The organism is Janthinobacterium sp. EB271-G4-7A, assembly GCF_020858075.1.
Classification (GTDB): domain Bacteria; phylum Pseudomonadota; class Gammaproteobacteria; order Burkholderiales; family Burkholderiaceae_D; genus Janthinobacterium; species Janthinobacterium lividum.
In genome coordinates, this window is record NZ_JACYMI010000002.1 from 594,690 (window position 1) to 616,972 (window position 22,283).

Here is a 22,283-nt window from a genome sequence, read left to right on the forward strand (position 1 = left end):
CGCTGATTAACGCGACAAAGGTGTAAAGTTTCTCGCTAAAACGCGATAAAAACTACTAAAATGGCACCGTGTAACAACTGTGTCACACAGCTTTGTTACGGCCAAGTTGGCAACCAGACAGGAAGCAGTTGTAATTAGTTGTAATTGCTATTCCGATTACATGACCACTGTGCCGGGGACGGAGTGTCAATTCCGTCCCTGGCGCCGCCAGACTTGTTATATAAATTGCAGTACTATATCTATGAGACTGTTTTGCGACATCAATAGATGGTACTATTTTGAAATGTTGCAGTTTTAATAGTGAGACTTGCGCGTAGCATTTGCAAAGGAAGAAAATGCGAACTGCATTTGAAGCGTGGGCGCAGCGTGACGGCCACATTGTGCGGCGAAGAGAAGACAAACCGGATGAGTACCTGATTTTCGAGACCCAGCGCCGCTGGGTTATCTGGCAGGCTGCTCTGACGCATGGCAAGACGGCTGCCAAGCCGCGCGTGAGCGCTGCCGAAAAGGCGGCGAAAGCCCAGCGCGCGCTGGAAATGTCTTCCGATGAAGCGACCGTGCGCAACAAGGTGCTCAATGAAGTGCTCGACGCCTTCAGCGGCGCCGATGGCGCGGCCGGCATGGAAGGCATACTGAAAGTGATCCAGGGCCTGAAGCAGAAGCAGAAGGCACTGGCCGACGACAAGAGCGAAGATTCAACGGCTTGAGGGGACGGCGATGCGTTATCGGCACTACAAGGGCGGCATTTACGAACTGGTGTGCGAAGCCACGCTGGAAGCGGATCTGACGCCGATGATCGTCTATCGCGCCGCCGACGGTTCCATCTGGACCCGGCCGAAGGACGTATTCTTTCAACTGATCGAAGTCGAAGGCGTCATGGTCCAGCGTTTCGCTCCCATCAACTGATGGCCGCCTGCGTGCGTGCCCGGGATACTTTCATGCGTAAATTGCTGCCTGCCGCTCTGGTGCTGGGCTTTGCCTGCGCCGCGGCGCACGCCGAAACCATCGGTTCGGTCGACACGGTGTTCAAACTGATCGGCCCTGACCACAAGATCGTCGTCGAAGCGTATGACGACCCGCGCGTCGCCGGCGTCAGCTGCTATCTGTCGCGCGCCAAGACGGGCGGCATCAAGGGTGCCGTCGGCCTGGCCGAAGACAAGGCCGATGCGGCCGTGGCGTGCCGCCAGGTGGGGCCGCTGCAATTCAAGGGCAAGCTGCCACGCCAGGAGGAAGTGTTTACCGAGCGTGCCTCGATCTTCTTCAAGCATGTGCGCGTCGTGCGCATGGTCGACAGCAAGCGCAATGCGCTGGTCTACCTCGTGTATTCCGACCGCCTGATCGATGGCAGCCCGAAAAACAGCGTCACCGCCGTTGCCGTGCCCGGCGACCAGCCGATTCCCGTCCGTTAAGCGAGCTTCCCATGCGCGTGCCGCTGTCTGTCCCCCTTGCCGCCTTTGCCGCCGGGACGCTGCTGTTTGGCCTGGGCGGCTGCGCCACCCTGACTGGCAACACCGAGCAGATGGTGCTGGTGCAAACCATCCAGGATAACCGCGAACTGACGGGCGCCGGCTGCATCCTCAGCAACGACGTGGGCAAGTGGTTCGTCACCACGCCCGGGCGCATCACCATCCGCAAGAGCCAGGAACCGTTGAAGGTCGATTGCCGCAAGCAAGGTTCGCCCGCCATCGCGACGGACGACCATATCGACCCCAAGCTCAATGGCAGCGTCTGGGGCAATGTCATCCTCACCCTGGGCGTCGGCTATTTCGTCGACCGCAACACGGGCGCCGGCTTTGACTACCCATCCATTTTGACCATCGTCATGCAGGACCCCGCGCGCCTGGTGCCGCCGCCCGCGCCCGTCGCCGCGAAGCCGCAGCCGGCCGCCGTGCCGGAAACGGTGGTGCAGCCCAAGGTGGCGCCAGCGCCCTTGCCCAATCCCGTCGTCTACTGATTCAACTGCACATAAAAAAGCCGCCAGGGTCAGTGACTATGGCGGCTGTCTTCTTGCGTAACGACGCCTGACAAAACCGTAGCGAGCGGGAGCTAGTGGTGGCCGAGAAGCGCAGCTGTACTTTATGTACAGCGAGCATCGCCGGCCGCCAATAGCCCCGCACAGTAGGTGTGGTCTGGCGTTCTCTTACACGCGGTTGATCAGGAACGTCGTCAGCAGTGGGACTGGACGGCCGGTCGCGCCTTTTGCGCCGCCCGATTTCCATGCCGTGCCGGCGATGTCCAGATGTGCCCAGGTGTACTTCTTGGTGAAGTTTTCCAGGAAGGCCGCTGCCGTCACCGAACCGCCGCCTGGCGTGCCGATGTTGGCCAGGTCGGCGAAGTTCGACTTCAGCTGCTCGTTGTACGCCTCTTCGATCGGCATGCGCCATGCCGTGTCGCTCGACTGTTTGCCCGCTGCCAGCAATTCATTGGCCAGCTGGTCATGCGCCGCATCGCTGCGCGTAAACAGGCCGCTGTTGTGGTGGCCCAGGGCCACGACGCAAGCGCCCGTCAGGGTGGCGATATCGACCACGGCTGCCGGCTTGAAGCGTTCGGCGTAGGTCAGCGCGTCGCACAGCACCAGACGGCCTTCGGCGTCCGTGTTCAGCACTTCGATGGTCAGGCCGTTCATGGAAGTGACGATGTCGCCCGGCTTGGTGGCACGGCCCGACGGCATGTTTTCGCACGCGGCGATGATGCCGATGACGTTCAGCTTCAGGTTCATTTCGCCGATGGCGCGGAAGGTGCCCAGGACGGAGGCGGCGCCGCACATGTCGTACTTCATTTCATCCATGCCAGGACCGGCCTTGATCGAAATGCCGCCCGTGTCGAAGGTGATACCTTTGCCGACCAGGACGACTGGCGCATCCTTGGCCTTGCCGCCCATGTGTTTCAGGACGATGAACTTCGGCGGCTGCTCGCTGCCGTTGGTGACGGACAGGAAGCTGCCCATTTTCAGCGCTTCGAGCTGTTTGCGGTCCAGCACTTCGACTTCGAACTTGTAATCCTTGGCCAGCTGCTTGGCCGTGTTGGCCAGGTAGGTCGGATTGGCGATGTTTGCCGACAGGTCGCCCAGGTTGCGCGTCAGGTCGGAACCGTTGGCGATGGCGATGGCTTGCGCCAGCGCGCCGCGCGTGGCGGCCGTTGCAGGAGCAGCCAGGACGATCTTGCGCACGCCTGCTGGCGCCGGATCTTTTTTGCTTTTTTGCGAGTCGCAGCGGTATTGGCTGTCATGTGCGGCTTGCACCACGCAACGGATTGCCCAATTTACGTCGCGCTCTTTCACTTCAGCCAGCGGTAATGCGATAATGGCGTCCGCAGCGCCCAGCGAGCCGAAGGCCTTCAGTGCGGCTTGTACGCCGGTCGTGAAGCTTTTTTCGCTGACAGTGTCATCGCTGCCCATGCCTACCAGCAGAACACGTTCGGCGGCGACGCCATCGACTGCGCGCAGCAGCAAGGTGCTGCCAGGCTTGCCGCTGATGTCGCCGGACTTCAGCGCAGCCGAAATCGCACCCTTGCTGTCCAGCGATTTTGCCGCTGGCGACAGTTTTTTGTTTTCGAATACCGCAACCGCGATGCATCCGCTTTTGGCCGTGCCGAGGGTGCTCTTGGTATCGAATGCTTTTATGCTAAAGTCCATTTGGTTCTCCGTTTTCATTTACTAGTAACGTGTTACTCAACTAACTGATCCGAATTATAAACTCCGAATGATCTTTCAACGCGCCCTTCGACGTGAATTGGCTAGTGCCGCCGGGGCCACCTTCACAGTTTTGTTCAGCATCCTGCTCACCTGGATGCTGATCGGTATTCTCGGCAAGGCGGCGGGCGGCAAGATTGCGTCGTCCGACGTCATGTCGCTGATGGTTTTTTCCGCCCTGATGCAGCTGCCCACCATCATCATCCTCACCGGATTCATTTCGGTGCTGATGGTCGTCACCCGCAGCTACAAGGAGTCGGAGATGGTGGTGTGGTTCGCTTCCGGCCTGAGCCTGTCGCGCTGGATCTGGCCCGTGCTCAGCTTCGGCCTGCCGCTGGTGCTGGCCACCGGCATCCTGAGCCTGTACGCCACGCCGTGGGCGCAAAAGAAAAGCGATGAATATGTGGCGCGCTTTGAAAAGCGCGAAGACCTGCAGAAAGTCACGCCGGGCCAGTTCCGCGAATCGGCCGGCAGCAACCGCATCTTCTTCGTCGAGGGCGTCAGCGGCGAGAAGACGGTGGTGCAAAACGTCTTCGTCAATACCGTCGATGAAAAAGGCAGCGCCGTCGTCGTCGTCGCCAAGGAAGGCGTGATCAATACCGACGCCAAGGGTGAACGCTTCCTGGTGCTCAAGAGCGGCCGCCGCTACCAGGGCGTGCCGACGCAGGCGGACTTCCAGACCATGGAGTTCGAACAGTACATCATGCGCATCGAGAGCAAGCAGCAGGAACTGGGCGCGGAACTGGGCGTGCGCGCCATGAGCACCATGGCGCTCATCGCCGATCCGAATCCGTATACCATGGCCGAATTGCTGTGGCGGGTCAGCGCGCCCCTGATCGGCCTGATGCTGATCCTGCTGGCCATTCCGCTGGGCTTTGTCAATCCGCGTGCCGGCAGTTCGACCAACCTGATCATCGCCCTGCTGATTTTCTTTACGTACAGCAATCTGATCAAGGTCATCGAAGCGAGCGTGAAACAGGGCCGCCTGACCTTTGGCCTGGCCTGGTGGCCGCTGCACCTGCTGGCGGCGCTGGCTGTGGTGGCGCTGTTTGCGTGGCGCCTGAATGTGAACCACCGCTATCATCCGCTGGTCCTGCTGGCGGCTTTCAAGCGCGCGCGCCGCGCCGGCAATACAAGTAAAGCGGCATCGAAATGAAGATTTTACAGCGCTATTTTGCGGTCTCGATATTCCAGGCGGTGCTGTTCGTGCTGCTGGCCTTCCTGGCACTGCAAGCCTTCATCGACCTGACGGGCGAGCTGCCCAAGGTGGGCCGCAACGGCTACACCATCCAGTATGCCTTCCTGTACGTGCTGGTGCTGGTGCCGGGGCACGTGTACGAGGTGATGCCGATCGCGGCGCTGATCGGCACGATCTATACGATGGCGCAGTTTGCCGCCAGTTCCGAATTTACCATCATGCGCGCATCGAGCATGTCGACGGCGATGGCGGCCGGTTTCCTGTTCCGCATCGGTATCGTCTTCGTCGTCATCACCTTCATCTTCGGCGAGTTGATCACGCCGCGCACGGAACCGCTGGCCGAACGCCTCAAGCTGACCTCGCGCGGCGCGGCCGTGTCGAGCGAGTTTCGCTCGGGCCTGTGGACCAAGGACATGGTCAAGAGCGATGGCCTGACGGGCACCGTCACCGGTTCGCGCTTTTTCAATGTCGGCGAAGCGCGTCCGGACGGCCAGCTGAAAAACGTCAAGCTGTATGAATTCGACACCGATATGCGTTTGCGCACCCTGACCGTGGCCAAGGGCGCGACGTATCGGGGCAATAATATCTGGCGCCTGACCGATGTGACGGAAACCTCGTTCTCGAACAGCGCGGCCACGTCGCCCGGCTTCGAGCCGAAGCTGTCGAACTACTATGGGCAGGAAACGAGCCTGGTGCACACGGTGCAAAGCGCCAGCAAGGACATGACGTCGGAAGTGACGCCGAAGATCCTGACGGTGTCGGCTTCCGATCCCGAGCGCATGTCGGCCAGCGAACTGGCCGTGTACACGCGCCACCTGGCCGAGAACAAGCAGGAAACCGAGCGTTTCCGCATCGCCTTCTGGAAAAAGCTGATCGATCCGCTGGCCATTTTCGTGTTGATGGCGCTGGCGCTGCCGTTCGCCTATATGCATACGCGCAGCGGCGGCATCAGCCTGAAGATCTTCATCGGCATCATGATCGGCGTGAGCTTCATGCTGGTCAACACCCTGTTCTCGCATCTGGGGCTGCTCAGCACCTGGCCGGCCTTCCTGACGGCGGTGGCGCCGAGCGCGCTGTATCTGTTGCTGGCGCTGGGCGCCCTGTGGTGGGTGGAGCGGCACTGATGGAGGCGAACGCGGAACAGGCGCTGATCCTGTTTGCCCATGGCGCGCGCGCCGCATCGTGGGCCGCACCCTTCGAGCGCCTGCGCGACCTGACCCAGGCGCGCATGCCCGGCACCGGCGTGCACCTGGCTTTCCTTGAACTGATGACGCCACGCCTGCCCGAGCTGGTGCAAAGCCTGCTGGCCAAGCTGCCGGCCGGCGCCATTCTGGACGTCACCGTGGTGCCCGTGTTCCTGGGACAGGGCGGGCATGTGCTGCGCGACTTGCCGCTATTGCTGGAAGAATTGCGCCAGCGGCATCCGGCACTGCGCCTGAAGGTGGTCGAGGCGGTCGGCGAGAACGCCAGCGTGCTCGCCGCCATCGCCGATTACTGCGTGGCGGCGCCAGGCTCCAGCACTCTCCCTTGAGCGGCATCGACATCGTCTACCTGTGGGTCGACGGCAGCGATCCCGCCTGGCGCGCGCGCTGGCAGCACGCGTATGCCGCCTGGGCGCAGACGCATCCCGGCCAGCTGGCCTTGCACGGCAACGTGGCGGGGCGCTACCGCGACAACGGCGAGCTGCGCTACAACCTGCGCGCGCTCGAGCGCTTCTTCCCCGGCCACGGCCACATCTACCTGCTGACGGACCGGCAAGTGCCGGAGTGGCTGCGCGCCTCACCGCGCCTGACGGTGATCGACCATGCGAGCCTGATGCCCGGCGCCGCCTTGCCCGTGTTCGATTCCGGCCATATCGAATCGTATCTGCACCATATTCCGGGCCTGTCCGAGCGCTTCCTGTATCTGAACGACGACGTATTTTTTGGCGCGCCGTTCGAGCCCGCGTTCTGGTTTGGGGAGGAAGGGGACGGGCGTTTGAGTGTTTTCACGGAGAGTGCGCTGCACGAAGACATGCAGGGCTTGCGCGCCGACGTGGCGGCCCCTGTCAATTGCGCCACCTTGTCGCGGCAATGGCTGTCGGCGCAGTATGCAGCTTACCAGCATGAACCGCGCCTGTATGCGCACGCGCCGCGGCCCATGCTGAAAAGCGCGCTGCATGCACTGGAAGGGCTGGCGCCGGCCATGTTTGCCGGCGTGCGCGCGACGGTGTTTCGCTCGTGGCAGGTGCCGGCGTTGCTGCCCGACCTGGTGCCGCGCTGGATGGTGCATCAGGGGATTGCGCGGTCGCGCATGCTCGACCCGCTGCATATCGCCAGCGGCGATGTGGCGGCGCCGCAGCAGCTTGAGGAGCTGGCGGCGCGTTTTGGCAGCTTGCCGTTTTTCTGTATCAACGATACCTGCGACGAGGCCGAGGATGATGACCCGCGCCTGCTGCGCGTGGCCGCGACCTTGCAGCGGCTGCTGCCGCTGCCATCTTCATTTGAAGGCGCTTAAGCCGATTTCTTCTTTGGTGCCAGGCTGATGCGGGCGGCGGCCGAACTGTCGGACAGCGAAGCGAGGAACAGCAGCAGATAGGCGCCCAGTTCGAAGACTTCCTCGCCCAGCAGCGCGTAGGCGTCCGGCATGCCATGGAAGACCTTCTTGTCGAAGGGCCAGCCGGCGACCATCAGCAAGCCGCCGATGGCCGTCAGGATGGTGATGCGCATGCTGAAAATCAGGCCGGCATGGGCAAACACCTTGCGGGCACGCGGCGCGAAAAAGATCAGGATGCGTATCAGGATCAGCAATTCCAGCACGCGCAGGGCTTTTTCCAGCTGGGCCCAGACGGGCGCCGTGCCGAACTGGTCGATATCGAGTTCGCGCAGCAGGAAGCCGAACAGCAGGGCGCACAAGCCTGCATGCATGAGGAAGCGCAGCGACTGGCGGTCAGTCTCTTGCCAGGCGCGCACGCCGTGCACGTTGCAGGCCAGGGCCAGGAACAGCGCTTGCAGCCATTCCAGCAAATGGTTTTCGTCGTCGATATTCGGGAACACCGTCCACAGGGCGATGGAGGCGAGCATGCTTAACAGCACAGCACTGGCGACGCCGACATTGCTGCGGCTGAGCGAAGTCAGGGCTTCGCGCATGGAGGTGAAATTCATGTGTGGTCGTAAGGCTAAAGTTGCGCGGCGCGGTATTGCAGCCTGCGGGCGCAGCTTTTTTCGGGGAGGTTGCCAGTGGTTCCGTCAGCCGGGAGACCGCATGGCAAGCGCTATGGCGGGGCGAAGCGTGAATTTATTGCTATCACGCAACAACTTCTCGAGAAAAGATGCGTCCGCATCGTATCATGTTTCCTCTGAAGACGTCGATTACTGACTTTAAAGTCGGTAAAATACGGTGTGTTTATTCAAGCATGGCGCGCCAGCATGGCGGCGGCTGCTTCGGTGCTCTGGTGCGCGCGCGCGGCCATGGCGTCGCCCAGCATCACCAGCACGGGGCCGTGGGTGTCGCCCAGGCCATGCGCCAGGGCGCTCAGCGGCAGGCGCACGATGCGCTGGTCCGGGCGGCTGCAGTTTTCAATCACCACCACCGGGGTGTCGGCACGGCGGCCCTGCGCCAGCAGGCGCTGTGCCGTGGCGATGGCTTCACGGCCGCCCATGTATTGCACCAGGGTGTCGCAGTCGGGAATGCGCGTCTGGTCCGGTTCGCCCGGCGCCGTGCTGGACGTGAAAAAGGCCACGCTGCGCGACACGCCCCGCTTGGTCAGCGGCTGCTGTGTGGCGGCCGCTGCCGCCAGTGCCGTGGTAATGCCGGGCACCACTTCCACCGTGATGCCCGCCTCTTCCAGCGCGCGCAATTCCTCGTCGGCGCGCCCGAACAGCATGGGGTCGCCCCCTTTCAGGCGCACGACGACGGCGTGCTTGCGTGCATGGTCGACCAGTTGCTTGTTGATGAAGGCCTGCGCCGTCGACAACTGGCCGCAGCGCTTGCCTACGAGGATTTTCTTCGCCTGCGGGCACAGCTCCAGCATCTCTTCGGTGACCAGCGCGTCGTGCAGCACGACGTCCGCTTGCGCCAGCAGGCGCGCGCCGCGCAAGGTCATCAGGTCTTGCGCGCCGGGGCCGGCGCCGACCAGGTAGACCTTGCCGGGGAGAGATGGGGAGCTGTTCATGTGGCTGCCTTTCCTGGACGATGCGGAGTTAGAGTCGAACCATGCCGGCCGCGACCGTTTGGTGGGTGACTTCATCGATCAGGATGAAGGCACCGGTGGCGCGGATATCGGCATACGCGTCGGCCGCCAGCGCCTGCTGCACATTCAGGCTGATGCGGGCGATATCGTTGAGCTTCAAGCCTTCGGCCGGATGGCGCTGCTGCGTATTGATGTCGAGGATCGATTCGATCGCCGTCACCTTGGCTGCCGTCTGTTTCGTGCCGTGCTTGATCCAGTACTTGCGGCGCAGGTCCAGCGCGTCTTCCGACAGCCAGCACACGTCGGCCACCACCTGTTTCAGCAGGGTGGCAGGACGCTCGCTGCTTGCCAGCAAGTCGCCGCGCGAGATATCGAGGTATTCATTGAGCAGCAGGGTCACGGACTGGCCCACCACGGCCGTCGACAGCGAACCGTCCAGGGTGACGATGTCTTTGACTGTTGCCGTCTGGCCCGATGGCTGCACCACCAGGGTGTCGCCGATGCTGACCTTGCCCGCTTCGATGCGGCCCATGTAGCCGCGGAAGTCGTTCGCTTCGTGGCCATTGTGGCGCGCCACCAGCTGCACCGGGAAGCGGAATGGCGTGTCGTGCGATTCATCGTAGACGGACAGCGATTCGAGCAGCTCGATCAGGGTCGGGCCCGTGTACCAGCCCAGCTTGTCGCCGCGTTCGACGACGTTGTCGCCGGTAAGTGCCGACAGGGGAATCGGCGTGATGTCCTTCAAACCCAGCGACTGGGCAAATTCGCGGTAGGCGGCCACGATGCGCTTGTACACCGTTTCATCGTAGTCGACCAGGTCCATCTTGTTGACGGCCACGACCACGTGCTCGATCTGCAGCAAGTGCGCGATGGTCGAATGGCGCTTGGTCTGGATCAACAATTCCACGCTGCCATCGTCGCCCAGTTTTACCTTCGACACGTCGATCAGGATGATGACGGCATCGGCGGTGGAAGCGCCCGTGACCATGTTGCGGGTGTATTGTTCGTGGCCCGGGGTGTCGGCGATGATGAACTTGCGTTTCGGCGTGGCAAAGTAACGGTAGGCCACGTCGATGGTGATGCCTTGCTCGCGTTCCGCTTCCAGGCCGTCCGTCAGCAGGGACAGGTCGACCGTGTCGCCCACCGTGCGCTTGTGCTTGGAGCGCGACATGGCGTCGAGCTGGTCGGCGAAGATGCCCTTGCTGTCGAACAGCAAACGGCCGATCAGGGTGCTTTTGCCGTCATCGACGGAACCGGCCGTGATGAAGCGCAACATGCCGCGCTCCAGGCTGTCGGTGAGGTTGGTGTTCTGGATTGCTGCGTTCATTAGAAGTACCCTGCTTTCTTGCGTTTTTCCATCGAGGCTTCGGAAGTCTGGTCATCCATGCGGGTGGCCCCCCGTTCCGTGATTTGCGTGATTGCCGTTTCGGCGATGATGGCGTCGACCGTCGCCGCATCGGAGGAGACAGGGCAGGTGCACGAGATATCGCCCACCGTGCGGAAGCGCACGACTTGCGTTTCCACCGTTTCGCCTTCGCGTGGCGGCGTCAGATCCGTCAGCGGCACCAGCAAGCCGTTGCGCGGGATCACCTGGCGCTCGTGCGCGAAGTAGATCGGCGGCAATTCCAGTTGCTCGCGGGCGATGTATTGCCACACGTCCAGCTCCGTCCAGTTCGAGATGGGAAACACGCGCATGTTTTCACCGGGATGCACGCGGGTGTTATACAGGTCCCACAGTTCCGGACGCTGGGCTTTTGGGTCCCAGGCGCCGAATTCGTCGCGGAACGAGAAGATGCGTTCCTTGGCGCGGGCCTTTTCTTCATCGCGGCGGGCGCCGCCGATGCAGGCGTCAAAGCCGTGTTCGGCGATGGTTTCCAGCAAGGTCACGGCTTGCGCCGCATTGCGCGAATCCGTGGCCGGGTTGCGCAGGCGCACGGTGCCGCGCTTGATCGAGTCTTCCACGGAGCCGACGATCAGGCGTTCGCCCAGTTCCGCCACCTTTTTATCACGGAAAGTAATGACTTCCGGGAAGTTGTGGCCCGTGTCGATATGCACGAGGGGAAATGGGAACTTGCCCGGACGGAAGGCTTTCTCGGCCAAGCGCAAGAGGACGACGGAATCCTTGCCACCGGAAAACAGCAGCGCAGGATTGGCCGATTCGGCCGCCACTTCGCGCATGATGTGGATGGCTTCCGATTCAAGGCTGTCGAGGTGACGCTGGTTCAAAATATTGCTCATATGGGTGCTTTCTTATTCTGCTGAGTCTGTTGTGTCTGTTCAGGCTGCCACGGATTTGATGCGTATCAATTTGCCGTCCACCATGTGCAGGCCGCATTCCTTGGAGTCAGGGTTTTCCCACCACCAGCGTCCGGCGCGCACATCTTCGCCCGGCTGGACGGCCCGCGTACAGGGTTCGCAGCCGATCGACGGGTAGCCCTGGTCGTGCAGCGCGTTGTAGGGCACGTCGTTGGCGCGGATGTATGCCCACACGTCTTCTTCCGACCAGTCGGCCAGCGGATTGAATTTCGTCATCGCGTGCGCCGCGTCGTCTTCCTGCACGTGCAATTCGGCGCGCGTGGTGGACTGGGCGCGGCGTTGTCCCGTCACCCAGGCCTTGTTGCCGGCCAGGGCGCGCCCCAGCGGTTCGACCTTGCGGATGCGGCAGCATTCGCGGCGCATCTCGACGCTGTTATAAAAGGCGTTCAGGCCGTTCTGTTCCACGTAGGCAGCCACCGCTTCCGGCTGCGGGCGGTACAAGGTGATGTCGTGGTCGTAACGGGTCTTGACCTTGTCGAGCACGGCCAGGGTTTCCTGGTGCAGCCGGCCCGTTTCCAGGGAAAAGATGCCGATGGGCAGCTTCGCCTTGAGAATCATGTCGGTCAGCACCATGTCTTCGGCTGCCAGGCTGGACGCGAACACGGCCGGCGAAAAATCCGCGGCGATGCGTGTCAGCGTTTGCTCGGTGGCGTCAATCAAAGAAGTCAAATTGCTCATGATGGGCCCTCAGATGCCGGCCGCGTTGTCGAGGTCAGGATTCTGGCCTTCGCGCTGGTGGCGGCGGAACAGTGGTGATTTTTGATCCCACGAAGCCTGGTAGGTTTCCGAAAAGACCGACAAACCTTTCAGGGCGTCGTGGATGCTGCGGTCGGGCCGGGTGGCATAAGCGTCAAAGCCTACCCTGTGCATGGAAAACAGCTGATCGCGCAACACGTCGCCGATGGCGCGCAACTCACCCTGGAAACCCAGGCGGGCGCGCAGGTTGAAGGCGATCGAATAGCCGCGGCCATCCGTGAATTTCGGGAAGTCCACGCCGATCACGGGCAGTTGCGCCACGTCGGCCGCCAGTTCTTCCGGGCGCTCGTCGCTGGCCAGCCATACGCCGATATCGGGCAGGCGGGCGGCCAGGGTCTCGCGCTGGGCTTGCCATACGAGCAGGGGCACGATGACCTTGCCTGCAGGCACGACGACCGTCTCCGGCGTGTCGTTTTCATCGAGGCGCAGCAAGCCCCAGGTATTTGGCACCACGGCGGCGTTCTTGATGATTTCTTCGCGTACTTCAAACATATTCGTCCTCTCCCACCAGGTTGCCGACCGTGATCGGCGTTGCATATACGTGTTCCTTGAACGGCGCCACGCCCAGGCGCTGGGCCGTATCGACGAAGCGCTCGCCTTCGTGGCGGTCGCGCACATAGACGTGCAGCAGGCGGCCGATGACTTCAGGCATCTGCAGGGAAGAGAACGATGGTCCGATGATCTTGCCGATGGCCGCATTGTTGCCCTGCGCGCCGCCAATCGACACTTGATACCATTCGCTGCCATCCTTGTCGACGCCGAGGATGCCGATGCTGCCCACGTGATGATGGCCGCAGGCATTGATGCAGCCGGAAATATTCAGTTCGATCTCGCCGATGTCATGCTGGAAGTCGATGCTGTCGAAGCGTTCGGCAATGGCGGCCGCGATCGGCAGCGACTTGGCGTTGGCCAGCGAGCAGAAATCGCCACCGGGGCAGCAGATCATGTCCGTCAGCAAGCCGATGTTCGGCGTGGCCAGGCCGTGCGCCTTGGCTTCCTGCCACAGTTTGAACAGTTTCGACTGCTCCACGTCGGCCAGCACCAGGTTTTGCTCGTGGGTCACGCGCAGTTCGCCAAAGCTGTAGCGGTCGGAGAGATCCGCCACGAAGTCGATCTGCTCGGCCGTCGCATCGCCCGGCGGCACGCCCGTTTTCTTCAGCGACAGTACCACGGCCACGTAGCCGGGACGCTGGTGCGGCTTGACGTTGCGCGCCAGCCAGTTCACATACGCCTTGTTGTCCGCGTGCTCCGCCTTGTAGTCGAGTTCCGGCAGGGCAAGATAGGCGGGTGGATTGAAGAAGTCCGCCACGCGCTGCATTTCCTCGGCCGTCAAGGTTTCCGGACCATCTTTCAAGTCGACCCACTCTGCTTCCACCTGGCGCGTGAATTCTTCCACGCCGATGGCTTTCAACAGGATCTTGATGCGCGCCTTGTATTTGTTGTCGCGGCGGCCGTGCAGGTTGTACACGCGCATGATGGCCTGGATATACGTCAGCAAATGCTGCCACGGCAAGAATTCGCGCACGACGCTGCCCAGGATCGGCGTGCGGCCCATGCCGCCGCCGGCCATCACCTTGAAGCCCACTTCGCCAGCTTCGTTGCGCACGGCCGTCAAGCCGATATCGTGCACGGCGATGGCGGCACGGTCTTCTTCGGCACCATTGATGGCGACCTTGAATTTACGCGGCAGGGCGATGAACTCGGGGTGGAAGGTGCTCCATTGGCGCAACACTTCCGCGTACGGGCGCGGATCGATGATTTCATCGGCGGCGACGCCGGCGAACGGGTCCGATGTTGTATTACGGATACAGTTGCCGGAAGTCTGGATTGCGTGCATTTCCACCGATGCCAGGTCCGTCAGGATATCGGGAGTTTGCTCCAGTTCGATCCAGTTGAACTGGATATTCTGGCGCGTCGTGAAGTGGCCATAGCCGCGGTCGTACTTGCGCGCGATGTGTGCGAACATGCGCATCTGCTTCGACGACAGCAAGCCGTATGGCACGGCGATGCGCAGCATGTAGGCGTGGCGTTGCATGTACAGGCCGTTTTGCAGGCGCAGCGGAATGAACTCCTCTTCCGTCAGCTCATTGGCGATACGGCGCGCAACCTGGTCTCGGTACTGGGCGATGCGTTCTTTGATGATGAGGTGGTCGTACTGATCGTAGTGGTACATATCAATTCCTAAAAAAGCCGGGGTGCTGGAAGATTGCCTGGGATTATGTTCTTGATACTGCTCTTGTCACTTGTTCGGTAATTAATAGATTAGCTTCACTGCCACGCCGGTCAAGGTCATCGCCAGCAGCACTCGTAAAAACTTTTCCGGCACGGAGCGGGCGACCCAGGAACCGAGCGTGATGCCGGGCAGGGAGCCGACCAGCAAGGAGGCCAGCAATTCCCAGTGGATGGAGCCGAGCCACCAGTGGCCCAGGGCGGCGATGGCCGTCAGGGGCACGGCGTAGGCGATATCGGTGCCCGCCACTTCGGCCGAGCTCATGCGTGGATACAGCATCACCAGCAGGGTCGCGCCGATGGCGCCGGCACCGATCGACGACACCGTGACCAGCACGCCCAGCACGGCGCCGGAAATAATGGTCGCAGCGGCAAGCTTGTTACCTTGCAATTGTTTCTCGGGGTGTGCATTGATCCAGGCCAGCATGCGGCCCTTGAAAATCAGCGCCACGACGGTCAGCAGCACGGAGCCGGCGATCGAGTAACGGATGATCTGGCCGATTTCCGGCGACAGGGTGCCGAACGATTTCAGCGCCAGGGTCGCGATGACGGCGGCGGGCAGGGCGCCCATGCACAGGCGCTTGACGATATCCCAGCGGATGGTGCCGCGCAGGCGGTGCGTCAGGGTGCCGGCGCTCTTGGTGATCGAGGCGAACGCCAGGTCGGTGCCCACCGCCACGGAAGGCGGCACGCCAAACAGCAAGGTTAACAGCGGCGTCATCAGCGAACCTCCGCCCACGCCGGTCATTCCTACGAGTAATCCTACGGCAAATCCTGAGACTATATAAGACAAAGTCATGCTTGCACCCCCAAAGTACCCGCAATAGTAATAAACTTAGTGTTTATTCCAAACTACTAAGTACGCATTTGCTTATATGCGATATGCGTATATGCATGAACGTAAAATCATGGGTGGGGCGGAAACTCGGCAAATCACGGCAATCTAGGGCAAACCAGCAATGAATCTCCATCAATTGCGCTTCGTGCGCGAAGCGGTCCGGCAGAATTACAACCTGACGGACGCCGCCAAGGCCTTGTTTACGTCGCAACCGGGCGTATCGAAAGCCATCATCGAGCTGGAGGAAGAGCTGGGCGTGGATATTTTTACGCGCCACGGCAAGCGCATCCGCGGCTTGACGGAGCCGGGCCGCCTGGTGCTGGAGTCCGTCGAGCTGATCATGCAGGAAATCGACAGCATGAAGCGCATCGGCAAGGAATTCGCGGCGCAGGACAGCGGCAGCTTTACCATTGCCACCACGCATACGCAGGCGCGCTACACCTTGCCGAAGGTGGTGCAAGCCTTCATGTTGAAGTTTCCGAAGGTAAGATTGTCTTTGCTGCAAGGCAACCCGCGCCAGATCGCCGAAATGGTGCAGCGCGACCAGGCCGACCTGGCCATCGCCACGGAATCGATCGCCGCCATCGATGGCTTGATCACCTTGCCATGCTATCAGTGGGAGCACGTGGTGGTGGTGCCGGTCGACCATCCGCTGCTCAAGTCGAAGTCCGTGACCCTGGAAGAAATCGCCGCCTTCCCCCTGATTACCTATGACAGCGCGTTTGCCGGACGTAACAAGATCGACCACGCTTTCGTGCTGCGCGGCCTGAAGCCTGACATCTTGCTCGAAGCCATCGATGCGGATGTGATCAAGACTTATGTCGAGTTGGGCATGGGGATTGGTATCATAGCGGGTATGGCCTTCGATGCCGAGCGCGACAAAGGCTTGCGCGCCATCCCTGTCGGCCACCTGTTCGGCATGAATGTGTCGCGCGTGGCTGTCAAGCAAGGCGCGTATTTGCGCAGCTATATTTATACCTTTATCGAGTTGCTGACGCCGACCCTGAACCGCAAGCTCATCGAGCAGGCGATGAGCGGTGATAAAGAGCACTACGAACTATAACAATGCACGAAGTCGGCCGGGCGAGGTGCCTGGCCAAGATTATTTAAGAAGAGAAGAAACAATGATTACCGATCAGCTTGCCAAATATTACGCCACCATCGCGCAGCAGTACGAGCGCGTCTATGACAAGCCCGAACGCCAGGAAGACCTGGAAGTGTTGCGCGACAAGGTCGCCGACGTGCTGGAAGGCCACACCGTGCTGGAACTGGCTTGCGGCACCGGCTACTGGACGGAAGTGGTCGCCGAGTCGGCCGAGTCCGTGCTGGCTACCGACATCAACGATGAAATGCTGGCGCTGGCCCAGGCGCGCGGCTTGCCCGACAACGTCACCTTCGCCAAGCTCGACGCGTTCAACTTGCCAGACGATTTGCTGGGCAAGTTCACGGCCGTATTTGCCGGCTTCTGGTGGTCGCACGTCAAGCGTGAAGACCAGGACAAATACCTGAAGCAATTGCGCAGCAAGCTGGGCAAGGACATCCTGCTGGTACTGATCGACAATTCCTATGTCGATGGCAGCAGCACCGTTATCGCGCGCACCGACCTGGAAGGCAATACCCACCAGTTCCGCACGACGGATGGGGGCGAGCGCTATGAAGTGCTGAAGAATTTCCCGTCGGATAGCCACCTGCGCAAGAAGTTCGCCCATTCGGCCCGCGAAATCCGCATGAAGCGCCTGGAATACTACTGGCTGCTGAGCTGCCGCCTGAAGTAAGGCCGGACTGCCGCCACAAGCCGCCCTCGGGCGGTTTTTTTTCGCCTGTTGTTTTTATCTGACAAGACATTGTGCCAAAAAACAACATCTTGTCGATGTCATATTGTTGAAGTATTTGGTGGGCATGATTCGGTTCAGCAGCTAAGCAGCAACATTCTTGTCCAACCTAATGTAGAGAATCTCAAGTGAAAAAAATTACTCTGGCAGCATTGATCATCGGCACCTTCGCAGCAGCTACGGCACAAGCACAATCGAACGTCACCGTGTATGGCCTGGTTGACCTCGGTATTGCCAAGACCACTGGCCAGCCGACGGTACAACGCGAAAACAATGCGTCGCGCCTCGGTTTCAAGGGTACGGAAGATCTGGGTGGCGGTCTGTCCGCAATTTTCAACCTGGAAAGTGAATTCCTGGCCGATACCGGCGCGCAAAAAGGCGTGTTATTCGACCGTCAAGCTTACGTGGGCTTGAAAGGCGCGTTTGGTACCGCCATCCTGGGCCGCACCAAGAACCTGGTCGATGGCACCATCGCCCGCGTCGATCCATTCAACACCTACGGCGTGGTCGGCAAGAACAATGAAACCCTGCTGCGTTCGGGCGTCGGCACATCGCGCGTCAACAACGCCGTGACCTACAACAGCCCAAGCTTTGAAGGTTTCGTGGGCAGCCTGCAATACGTGCTGAGCGAAGTCAACAGCGCTGACGCAGGCGTGATCGGCCTGGCAACCTACGACAATGGCCCGATCAGCTTGCACGCCGGCTACGAAAAAGCCGTGCAAGCAACGGCAACGGCCGCCAAGCCTGACCTGTGGTCCATCGGTGGCGGCTATAAATTCGGCCCAGCCAAGATCACGGCCGCCTACTCGAAAGGCGACACCAAAGTTGCCACGACCGGCGAATTCAAGTCCTACCTGATCGGCCTGAACTACACGGTTGGCGGCGGCGATGCCAAAGTGTCGTATGGCAAGCAAGAGCAAAGCAACAACAAGTTCAAGGATCAGGACACCATCAAGGAATTCGGCGTCGGCTACGACTACCACCTGTCGAAGCGCACCGACGTGTACGCTTACGCTGGCCGCGAGCGCGTCAAATCGCTGACCTCGTACCAGATCGGCCTGGCACACAAATTCTAAGCATCGTTCGATGTGACGAAGTGAAAGGCGCCTGCGGGCGCCTTTTTTATTGCATCGCCGCTGCTGCTGCCGCCTCCGCATGCATGGGCAGCGAGATGTCGATTCGCGTGCCGCCCAATTCGCTATCGGCGCCGATATGGATGCTGCCGTTCAAGCCCCACACCCGTTCGCGCATGCCCAGCAAGCCCAGGGCCGTGGCTTTTTCCAGGTCGTGTTCGGCAATGCCGCGGCCGTCATCCTGGATGGTGATGGCGAGCGAGGAATCGATGCGGTGCAGAGCGATGGTGATGTGGCTAGCCTCGGCATGGCGCGCGATATTCGTCAGCGCTTCCTGCACGATGCGATAGATGGCCGTGCTGCGCGCATCGTCGAGCACGAGGTCGGCTTCGTCGGCCAGCAAGTCGAAATGGATGGCGCGGCGCAGCAGGAAGTCGTGCCGCAGTTTTTGTAGCGCAAAATATAAGCCCCCTTCATCGAGCGCGCGCGGACGCAGGTTGCTGGCGATGCGCCGCAGCGAGGTGATGGCCGTCACCAGCAAGCCGTCCATGCTGTGCAGCAGTGCTTGCAAGGATGCGGTGGTATCCGTGTGCTGGCGCACCAGGGTCAGGTCGACGCGCAAGGTGGCCAGCAGCTGCCCCAGGTCATCATGCAGTTCGCGTGCGATATGCTTGCGCTCCTCTTCGCGGATGGATTGCAGCGCGCTCGACAATTCGCGCAGTTGCGAAAAGGAGCGGGCCAGCTGTTCATGCATTTGCTGGCGCGCAGTGATATCGCGCACGATGATGGTAAACACGCTATGGCCGTCTTCCTGCATGGCCGAGAGCGAACCTTCGAGGGGAAACATGGCGCCATCGCTGCGCCGGCCCGTCAAGGTGTAATCGGTGGCGCGCCGGCCCGTCAGGCGCAGCTCCTGGCTGATGTCGCCAAACGGCGGATCGCCATCGTGCTTGCCCAGGCCGTCAAGGGTACGCAAGTCGCGCAGGATGTAGTGGCCCAGGCGCATGCCGCGCATGCCGCCTGGTGTGTCATCGAACAACCTGGCTGCCGCCGCGTTCGCATGCAGGATGATTTGCCCGCTGTCGATGCTGATGATGGCGTCGCTGGCGCTATCGATGATGGCCTGGCCACGCGCCTGCCGTTGCCGGAGGGCTTTCAGGGGAGGAAACAAGCACAGCAAAAGCGCTGCCGCCATGCCCAGTGGCAGGATGCGCAGCAGTGTGGAACTGCCTCGGTCAGGCATGGGGTTCTCCTTGCGAACGTGAACGAAGGCAAGACAGGAATGGCAGACAGGACTTTAGCCTATGCCTGTTGGCACGGCGCGGCTTGATGTGGCGCAGGAAGGGGAAAGAAGAGAGTGATGCGCCGCGCCGGCCTGGGCCGGGCGGCGGCGAGAGACTTACATTTGCTTGAACAGGTGCAGGAAGCTGCGGCTCACTTCGAGCTTGTCGGACTTGCCTTTGATGAGCACCAGGTGGCGGCCGCGGATGTCGCGCGTCACGCCTTCGATGGCATTCACATTGACCAGTGTGGCGCGGTGGATTTGCCAGAACAGCGAAGGATCGAGCTCTTCGGCCAGGTCGCGCACGGGCTTGCGGATCAGCGCCTCATACTTGGCTGTCTGCACGCAGGTGTATTTCTCGTCAGAACGGAAGAACAGAATCTCTTCCACGGGGATCATGCGCAAGTCCTGGCCGATACTGGCCTGTATCCATTGCAGATACGTGGGCTTGGCCGTGATTTTTTCCGCCAGTTGCGACAGCATGGCCGTGACGCTGCTGTTGACGTCCAGGGCCGGCTTGTTCAAGTGGGTTTTCAGGCGCTCCACCGTGACCAGCAAGCGCTCATGCTCGGGCGGCTTGAGCACGTAGTCGACGGCGCCCCGCTCGAAGGCTTCGACGGCGTGGGTATCATAGGCCGTGACGAAGACGATATGCGTCTTGCCGCCAATCACTTGCGCTGCTTCCATGCCTGTCTTGCCCGGCATGCGGATATCGAGGAAGGCAAAGTCCGGCTTGAGTTGCTCCACCAGTTCGATCGCTTCGTCGCCATTCTTGGCTTCGCCGATGATTTCCAGTTCAGGCCAGGCTTGGCCCAGGCGCAGGCGCAGCTGGTCGCGCATCAGTCTTTCGTCGTCGGCAATAATAGCGGTAGGCATAGGTCTCAAGTGTGAACAGGCGAAGATTGATTATTCAATGATTTAGCGTTTTTATCAACTACTCTGTCTTATTTGGACAATTGATATGGCACTTCGATCACGGCGCATACGCCGGACGGTTGATTAGGCGTAATGGTCAGGCTGCCCTGGTCGCCATGCAGCAGCTTCAGGCGCTCACGGATGGTGGGCAAACCGAGTCCCGTGCCATCGCTGGGTACCACGCCAAAGCCGAGGCCGTCATCGGTCACCGTGACGCGCAGCTTGCTGTGCGCCACTTCTGCCACGATGCGCAGGGTGCCGCCTTCCGGTTTGACTTCCAGGCCGTGTTTGATGGCATTCTCTACCATCGATTGCAGCATCATGGGCGGGAAGGCGGCGCTGCGCAGGCCGTCTGGAATCTGGAAATCGACGGTCAGGCGTTCTTCCATGCGCATTTTCAGCAGGTTCAAGTACGCTTGCACCATATCCGCTTCGCGGCCCAGGTTGGTAATCAGGGCGTTGTCGCGCATTTGCGGCAGCACGGCGCGCAGATACTGGATCAGGCTGCGCTGCATCTTGGCCGCGCGCGGCGGATCGACCTGGATCAGGTGTTCGACGGAGGCCAGTGTGTTGAACAGGAAGTGCGGCTCGACTTGCGCCTGCATCATCTGCATCTTCGCCTCGCTGAGCTGGCGCTGCATGGATTCGCGCTCGGCGGCCTCGTTTGCCGTGACAGTTTCCGCTTCCGCACGTTTCTTGCCGCCAACCAGGGCTTTCATGGCAAACAGGGCCAATACCAGCAAGGACACAAAGCTCTTGAACCAGGTCGATGCCTGCTGGTGATAGCGCGACACTTTTTGTTCTGCCGCATCATCGACCGCTTCTTCAATAGCATTCGACAGCTCTTCGCCGATTTGCGGCGGCAATTCGATATGGACTTCTTCGCCCGAGGCATTCGTCGTTACTGGATAGCTGGGTTTGGCAGGGGCCGCCGGTGGTTCAGGCGGTTCGGGCGGCACGGCACCGGCTTGTGCGTCTGCCTCGGCCGCATCGGCTGGATCGGCCGAGCTGCTACGGCGGTTCTTGCTGTTGCGGGGATTGAAGTGAATGCCCGTATCGTCGATCAGGATATTGGTTTCACCCGAGCCCTTGCTGCTGCGTTTATGCGACTTGATGACCACTTCTTCGTCCGGGCTGGACGAGAACAGCTCATCTTGCAAAATGGAGCCGGCGATCAGTGCCAGTGCAGCGAACAGGAAGAATTTCCACCAGGACAGTTGGGTAACCCAGGTCGTCGTCGCGTCGAATGCCCGTTGCAACCAAGCGAGGATGGTTTTCAACAATTGGGGCAGGCTGGAAATCGGAAGCATGAGGGCACTTTCAAGTACAAGAGTTAATCGACGCAGCGGGCAAGTTTAACCCCTTGTTGAGTAGCGTCAGAGTCTGATGTTGCCACTGTGCCTAAAGACCACGAACTACGCCAGCCGATTGCGACAGGCTGCACAAAAAGGCGCTTGAAGTGAAGACTATGCTTGCTGGGCGGTGAGGGTGGAAAAATAGCGCTTGCGGGGGCGTGCGGGGCACGGCTATAATTCGCCCCCTCGCTGAACGACGCATGCAAATGCAGCGTAAAGTGAGAAAAAAGAAGGAGTTGACGATTGTGCTGAAATGCTTCATACTCTTCCTTCTTCGCAGCTGACAAACACAACGCTTTGTCGATAGCGCGAAAGCAGTAACCGAATACAGTTCTTTAACAATTAACAGTCGATAAGTGTGGGCATTTGATGTAAGTGCAGCGTCAATCTTCGGATTGGCGTCAAACTTAAAATATCAAATGTTCACAAGAAATAATGAAATAGGCGCTACGAAAGTAGTGGCCTGTCAGTTTTTTGAGTGAGCAAATCTTTTGCAATGCAAAAGATTTGGATGGTAGTGATACTGTCCGACCTGTCAGAAATGACATTAAACAGAGATTAAACTGAAGAGTTTGATCCTGGCTCAGATTGAACGCTGGCGGCATGCCTTACACATGCAAGTCGAAC

At 60.5% G+C, this 22,283-nt stretch carries 23 protein-coding genes and 1 rRNA gene; 12 read left to right on the plus strand and 12 right to left on the minus strand.

The genetic code is table 11. From position 1 onward, the window contains the following. Positions 1–335 precede the first annotated feature (335 nt). From IGS58_RS20215 to IGS58_RS20230, 4 genes are read left to right on the plus strand one after another with little or no spacing between them, the layout of a single operon-like run. Positions 336–707 (plus strand): hypothetical protein, encoded by a 372-nt coding sequence (locus IGS58_RS20215; protein ID WP_034751548.1) that lies wholly within the window; start codon positions 336–338, stop codon positions 705–707. A gap of 10 nt (positions 708–717) precedes the next feature. Next, entirely contained in the window at positions 718–906 is a 189-nt protein-coding gene (locus IGS58_RS20220) for a DUF1653 domain-containing protein (protein WP_034782199.1), read from the plus strand. Positions 907–938: 32 nt separating this feature from the next. Then, positions 939–1,409: a CreA family protein gene (locus IGS58_RS20225; RefSeq protein ID WP_058049645.1), complete on the plus strand. Its 471-nt coding sequence runs from the start codon at positions 939–941 to the stop codon at positions 1,407–1,409. An 11-nt stretch (positions 1,410–1,420) separates the two neighbouring features. After that, positions 1,421–1,954: a hypothetical protein gene (locus tag IGS58_RS20230; protein WP_230522511.1), complete on the plus strand. Its 534-nt coding sequence runs from the start codon at positions 1,421–1,423 to the stop codon at positions 1,952–1,954. Between the two features lie 186 nt (positions 1,955–2,140). Here the strand turns inward: IGS58_RS20230 and IGS58_RS20235 are convergent, their stop codons facing one another. Next, positions 2,141–3,634: a leucyl aminopeptidase gene (locus IGS58_RS20235; RefSeq protein WP_230522512.1), complete on the minus strand. Its 1,494-nt coding sequence runs from the start codon at positions 3,632–3,634 to the stop codon at positions 2,141–2,143. A 67-nt stretch (positions 3,635–3,701) separates the two neighbouring features. Between IGS58_RS20235 and lptF the strand changes: the two genes are divergently transcribed. From lptF to IGS58_RS20255, 4 genes are read left to right on the plus strand one after another with little or no spacing between them, the layout of a single operon-like run. After that, positions 3,702–4,847 (plus strand): LPS export ABC transporter permease LptF, encoded by a 1,146-nt coding sequence (gene lptF, locus IGS58_RS20240; RefSeq protein ID WP_034782206.1) that lies wholly within the window; start codon positions 3,702–3,704, stop codon positions 4,845–4,847. Next, entirely contained in the window at positions 4,844–6,013 is a 1,170-nt protein-coding gene (lptG, locus tag IGS58_RS20245; RefSeq protein ID WP_034782207.1) for an LPS export ABC transporter permease LptG, read from the plus strand. The genes lptF and lptG overlap by 4 nt, the downstream gene beginning before the upstream one ends. Next, positions 6,013–6,420 (plus strand): sirohydrochlorin chelatase, encoded by a 408-nt coding sequence (locus tag IGS58_RS20250; RefSeq protein WP_230522513.1) that lies wholly within the window; start codon positions 6,013–6,015, stop codon positions 6,418–6,420. Before lptG ends, IGS58_RS20250 begins: the two co-directional genes overlap by 1 nt. Further along, complete coding sequence (locus IGS58_RS20255; RefSeq protein ID WP_230522514.1) at positions 6,417–7,385, plus strand: Stealth CR1 domain-containing protein; 969 nt, start codon at positions 6,417–6,419, stop codon at positions 7,383–7,385. The genes IGS58_RS20250 and IGS58_RS20255 overlap by 4 nt, the downstream gene beginning before the upstream one ends. Here the strand turns inward: IGS58_RS20255 and IGS58_RS20260 are convergent. The 8 genes from IGS58_RS20260 to IGS58_RS20295 all read right to left on the minus strand — a co-directional run bounded on the left by IGS58_RS20260 (position 7,382) and on the right by IGS58_RS20295 (position 15,160). Continuing rightward, positions 7,382–8,032, minus strand: coding sequence for a hypothetical protein (locus IGS58_RS20260; RefSeq protein WP_230522515.1), 651 nt, complete (start codon positions 8,030–8,032; stop codon positions 7,382–7,384). The genes IGS58_RS20255 and IGS58_RS20260 overlap by 4 nt on opposite strands. A gap of 245 nt (positions 8,033–8,277) precedes the next feature. Next, a complete protein-coding gene (gene cobA, locus IGS58_RS20265; RefSeq protein WP_230522516.1) occupies positions 8,278–9,042 on the minus strand; it encodes a uroporphyrinogen-III C-methyltransferase in 765 nt (254 codons plus the stop codon). Positions 9,043–9,070: 28 nt separating this feature from the next. Next, complete coding sequence (locus IGS58_RS20270) at positions 9,071–10,387, minus strand: sulfate adenylyltransferase subunit 1 (protein WP_034782214.1); 1,317 nt, start codon at positions 10,385–10,387, stop codon at positions 9,071–9,073. Continuing rightward, complete coding sequence (cysD, locus tag IGS58_RS20275) at positions 10,387–11,298, minus strand: sulfate adenylyltransferase subunit CysD (protein ID WP_034782216.1); 912 nt, start codon at positions 11,296–11,298, stop codon at positions 10,387–10,389. The genes IGS58_RS20270 and cysD overlap by 1 nt, the downstream gene beginning before the upstream one ends. A 39-nt stretch (positions 11,299–11,337) precedes the next feature. After that, complete coding sequence (locus tag IGS58_RS20280) at positions 11,338–12,054, minus strand: phosphoadenylyl-sulfate reductase (protein WP_070282804.1); 717 nt, start codon at positions 12,052–12,054, stop codon at positions 11,338–11,340. Positions 12,055–12,063: 9 nt separating this feature from the next. Continuing rightward, the gene (locus tag IGS58_RS20285) at positions 12,064–12,624 is read right to left on the minus strand and encodes a DUF934 domain-containing protein (protein WP_034782220.1); all 561 of its coding nucleotides are present in this window, start codon (positions 12,622–12,624) and stop codon (positions 12,064–12,066) included. Beyond that, complete coding sequence (locus IGS58_RS20290) at positions 12,617–14,305, minus strand: nitrite/sulfite reductase (RefSeq protein ID WP_070253892.1); 1,689 nt, start codon at positions 14,303–14,305, stop codon at positions 12,617–12,619. The genes IGS58_RS20285 and IGS58_RS20290 overlap by 8 nt, the downstream gene beginning before the upstream one ends. Before the next feature lie 81 nt (positions 14,306–14,386). Then, positions 14,387–15,160 carry a sulfite exporter TauE/SafE family protein gene (locus IGS58_RS20295; RefSeq protein ID WP_070253893.1) on the minus strand — a complete coding sequence of 258 codons (774 nt, stop codon included), beginning with the start codon at positions 15,158–15,160 and terminating at the stop codon, positions 14,387–14,389. 160 nt (positions 15,161–15,320) lie between these two features. On the opposite strand from IGS58_RS20295, the gene IGS58_RS20300 reads away from it, so the two are divergent. The 3 genes from IGS58_RS20300 (at position 15,321) to IGS58_RS20310 (ending at position 18,107) form a co-directional block, all read left to right on the plus strand. Next, entirely contained in the window at positions 15,321–16,262 is a 942-nt protein-coding gene (locus IGS58_RS20300) for a CysB family HTH-type transcriptional regulator (RefSeq protein WP_034751505.1), read from the plus strand. 61 nt (positions 16,263–16,323) lie between these two features. Then, the gene (locus IGS58_RS20305; RefSeq protein ID WP_034782226.1) at positions 16,324–16,974 is read left to right on the plus strand and encodes a class I SAM-dependent methyltransferase; all 651 of its coding nucleotides are present in this window, start codon (positions 16,324–16,326) and stop codon (positions 16,972–16,974) included. 185 nt (positions 16,975–17,159) lie between these two features. After that, on the plus strand, positions 17,160–18,107 hold the full coding sequence (locus tag IGS58_RS20310) for a porin (protein WP_052140115.1): 948 nt from the start codon (positions 17,160–17,162) through the stop codon (positions 18,105–18,107). 46 nt (positions 18,108–18,153) lie between these two features. Here IGS58_RS20310 and IGS58_RS20315 read toward each other — a convergent pair whose 3' ends face one another. From IGS58_RS20315 to IGS58_RS20325, 3 genes are all read right to left on the minus strand, one after another. After that, the gene (locus IGS58_RS20315) at positions 18,154–19,347 is read right to left on the minus strand and encodes a PAS domain-containing sensor histidine kinase (protein WP_230522517.1); all 1,194 of its coding nucleotides are present in this window, start codon (positions 19,345–19,347) and stop codon (positions 18,154–18,156) included. Positions 19,348–19,503: 156 nt separating this feature from the next. After that, entirely contained in the window at positions 19,504–20,262 is a 759-nt protein-coding gene (locus tag IGS58_RS20320; protein ID WP_034782231.1) for a LytR/AlgR family response regulator transcription factor, read from the minus strand. 68 nt (positions 20,263–20,330) lie between these two features. Next, positions 20,331–21,611: a sensor histidine kinase gene (locus IGS58_RS20325; RefSeq protein WP_070253895.1), complete on the minus strand. Its 1,281-nt coding sequence runs from the start codon at positions 21,609–21,611 to the stop codon at positions 20,331–20,333. Positions 21,612–22,216: 605 nt separating this feature from the next. Between IGS58_RS20325 and IGS58_RS20330 the strand changes: the two genes are divergently transcribed. Beyond that, a 16S ribosomal RNA gene (locus IGS58_RS20330) occupies positions 22,217–22,283 on the plus strand; the annotation flags it as partial.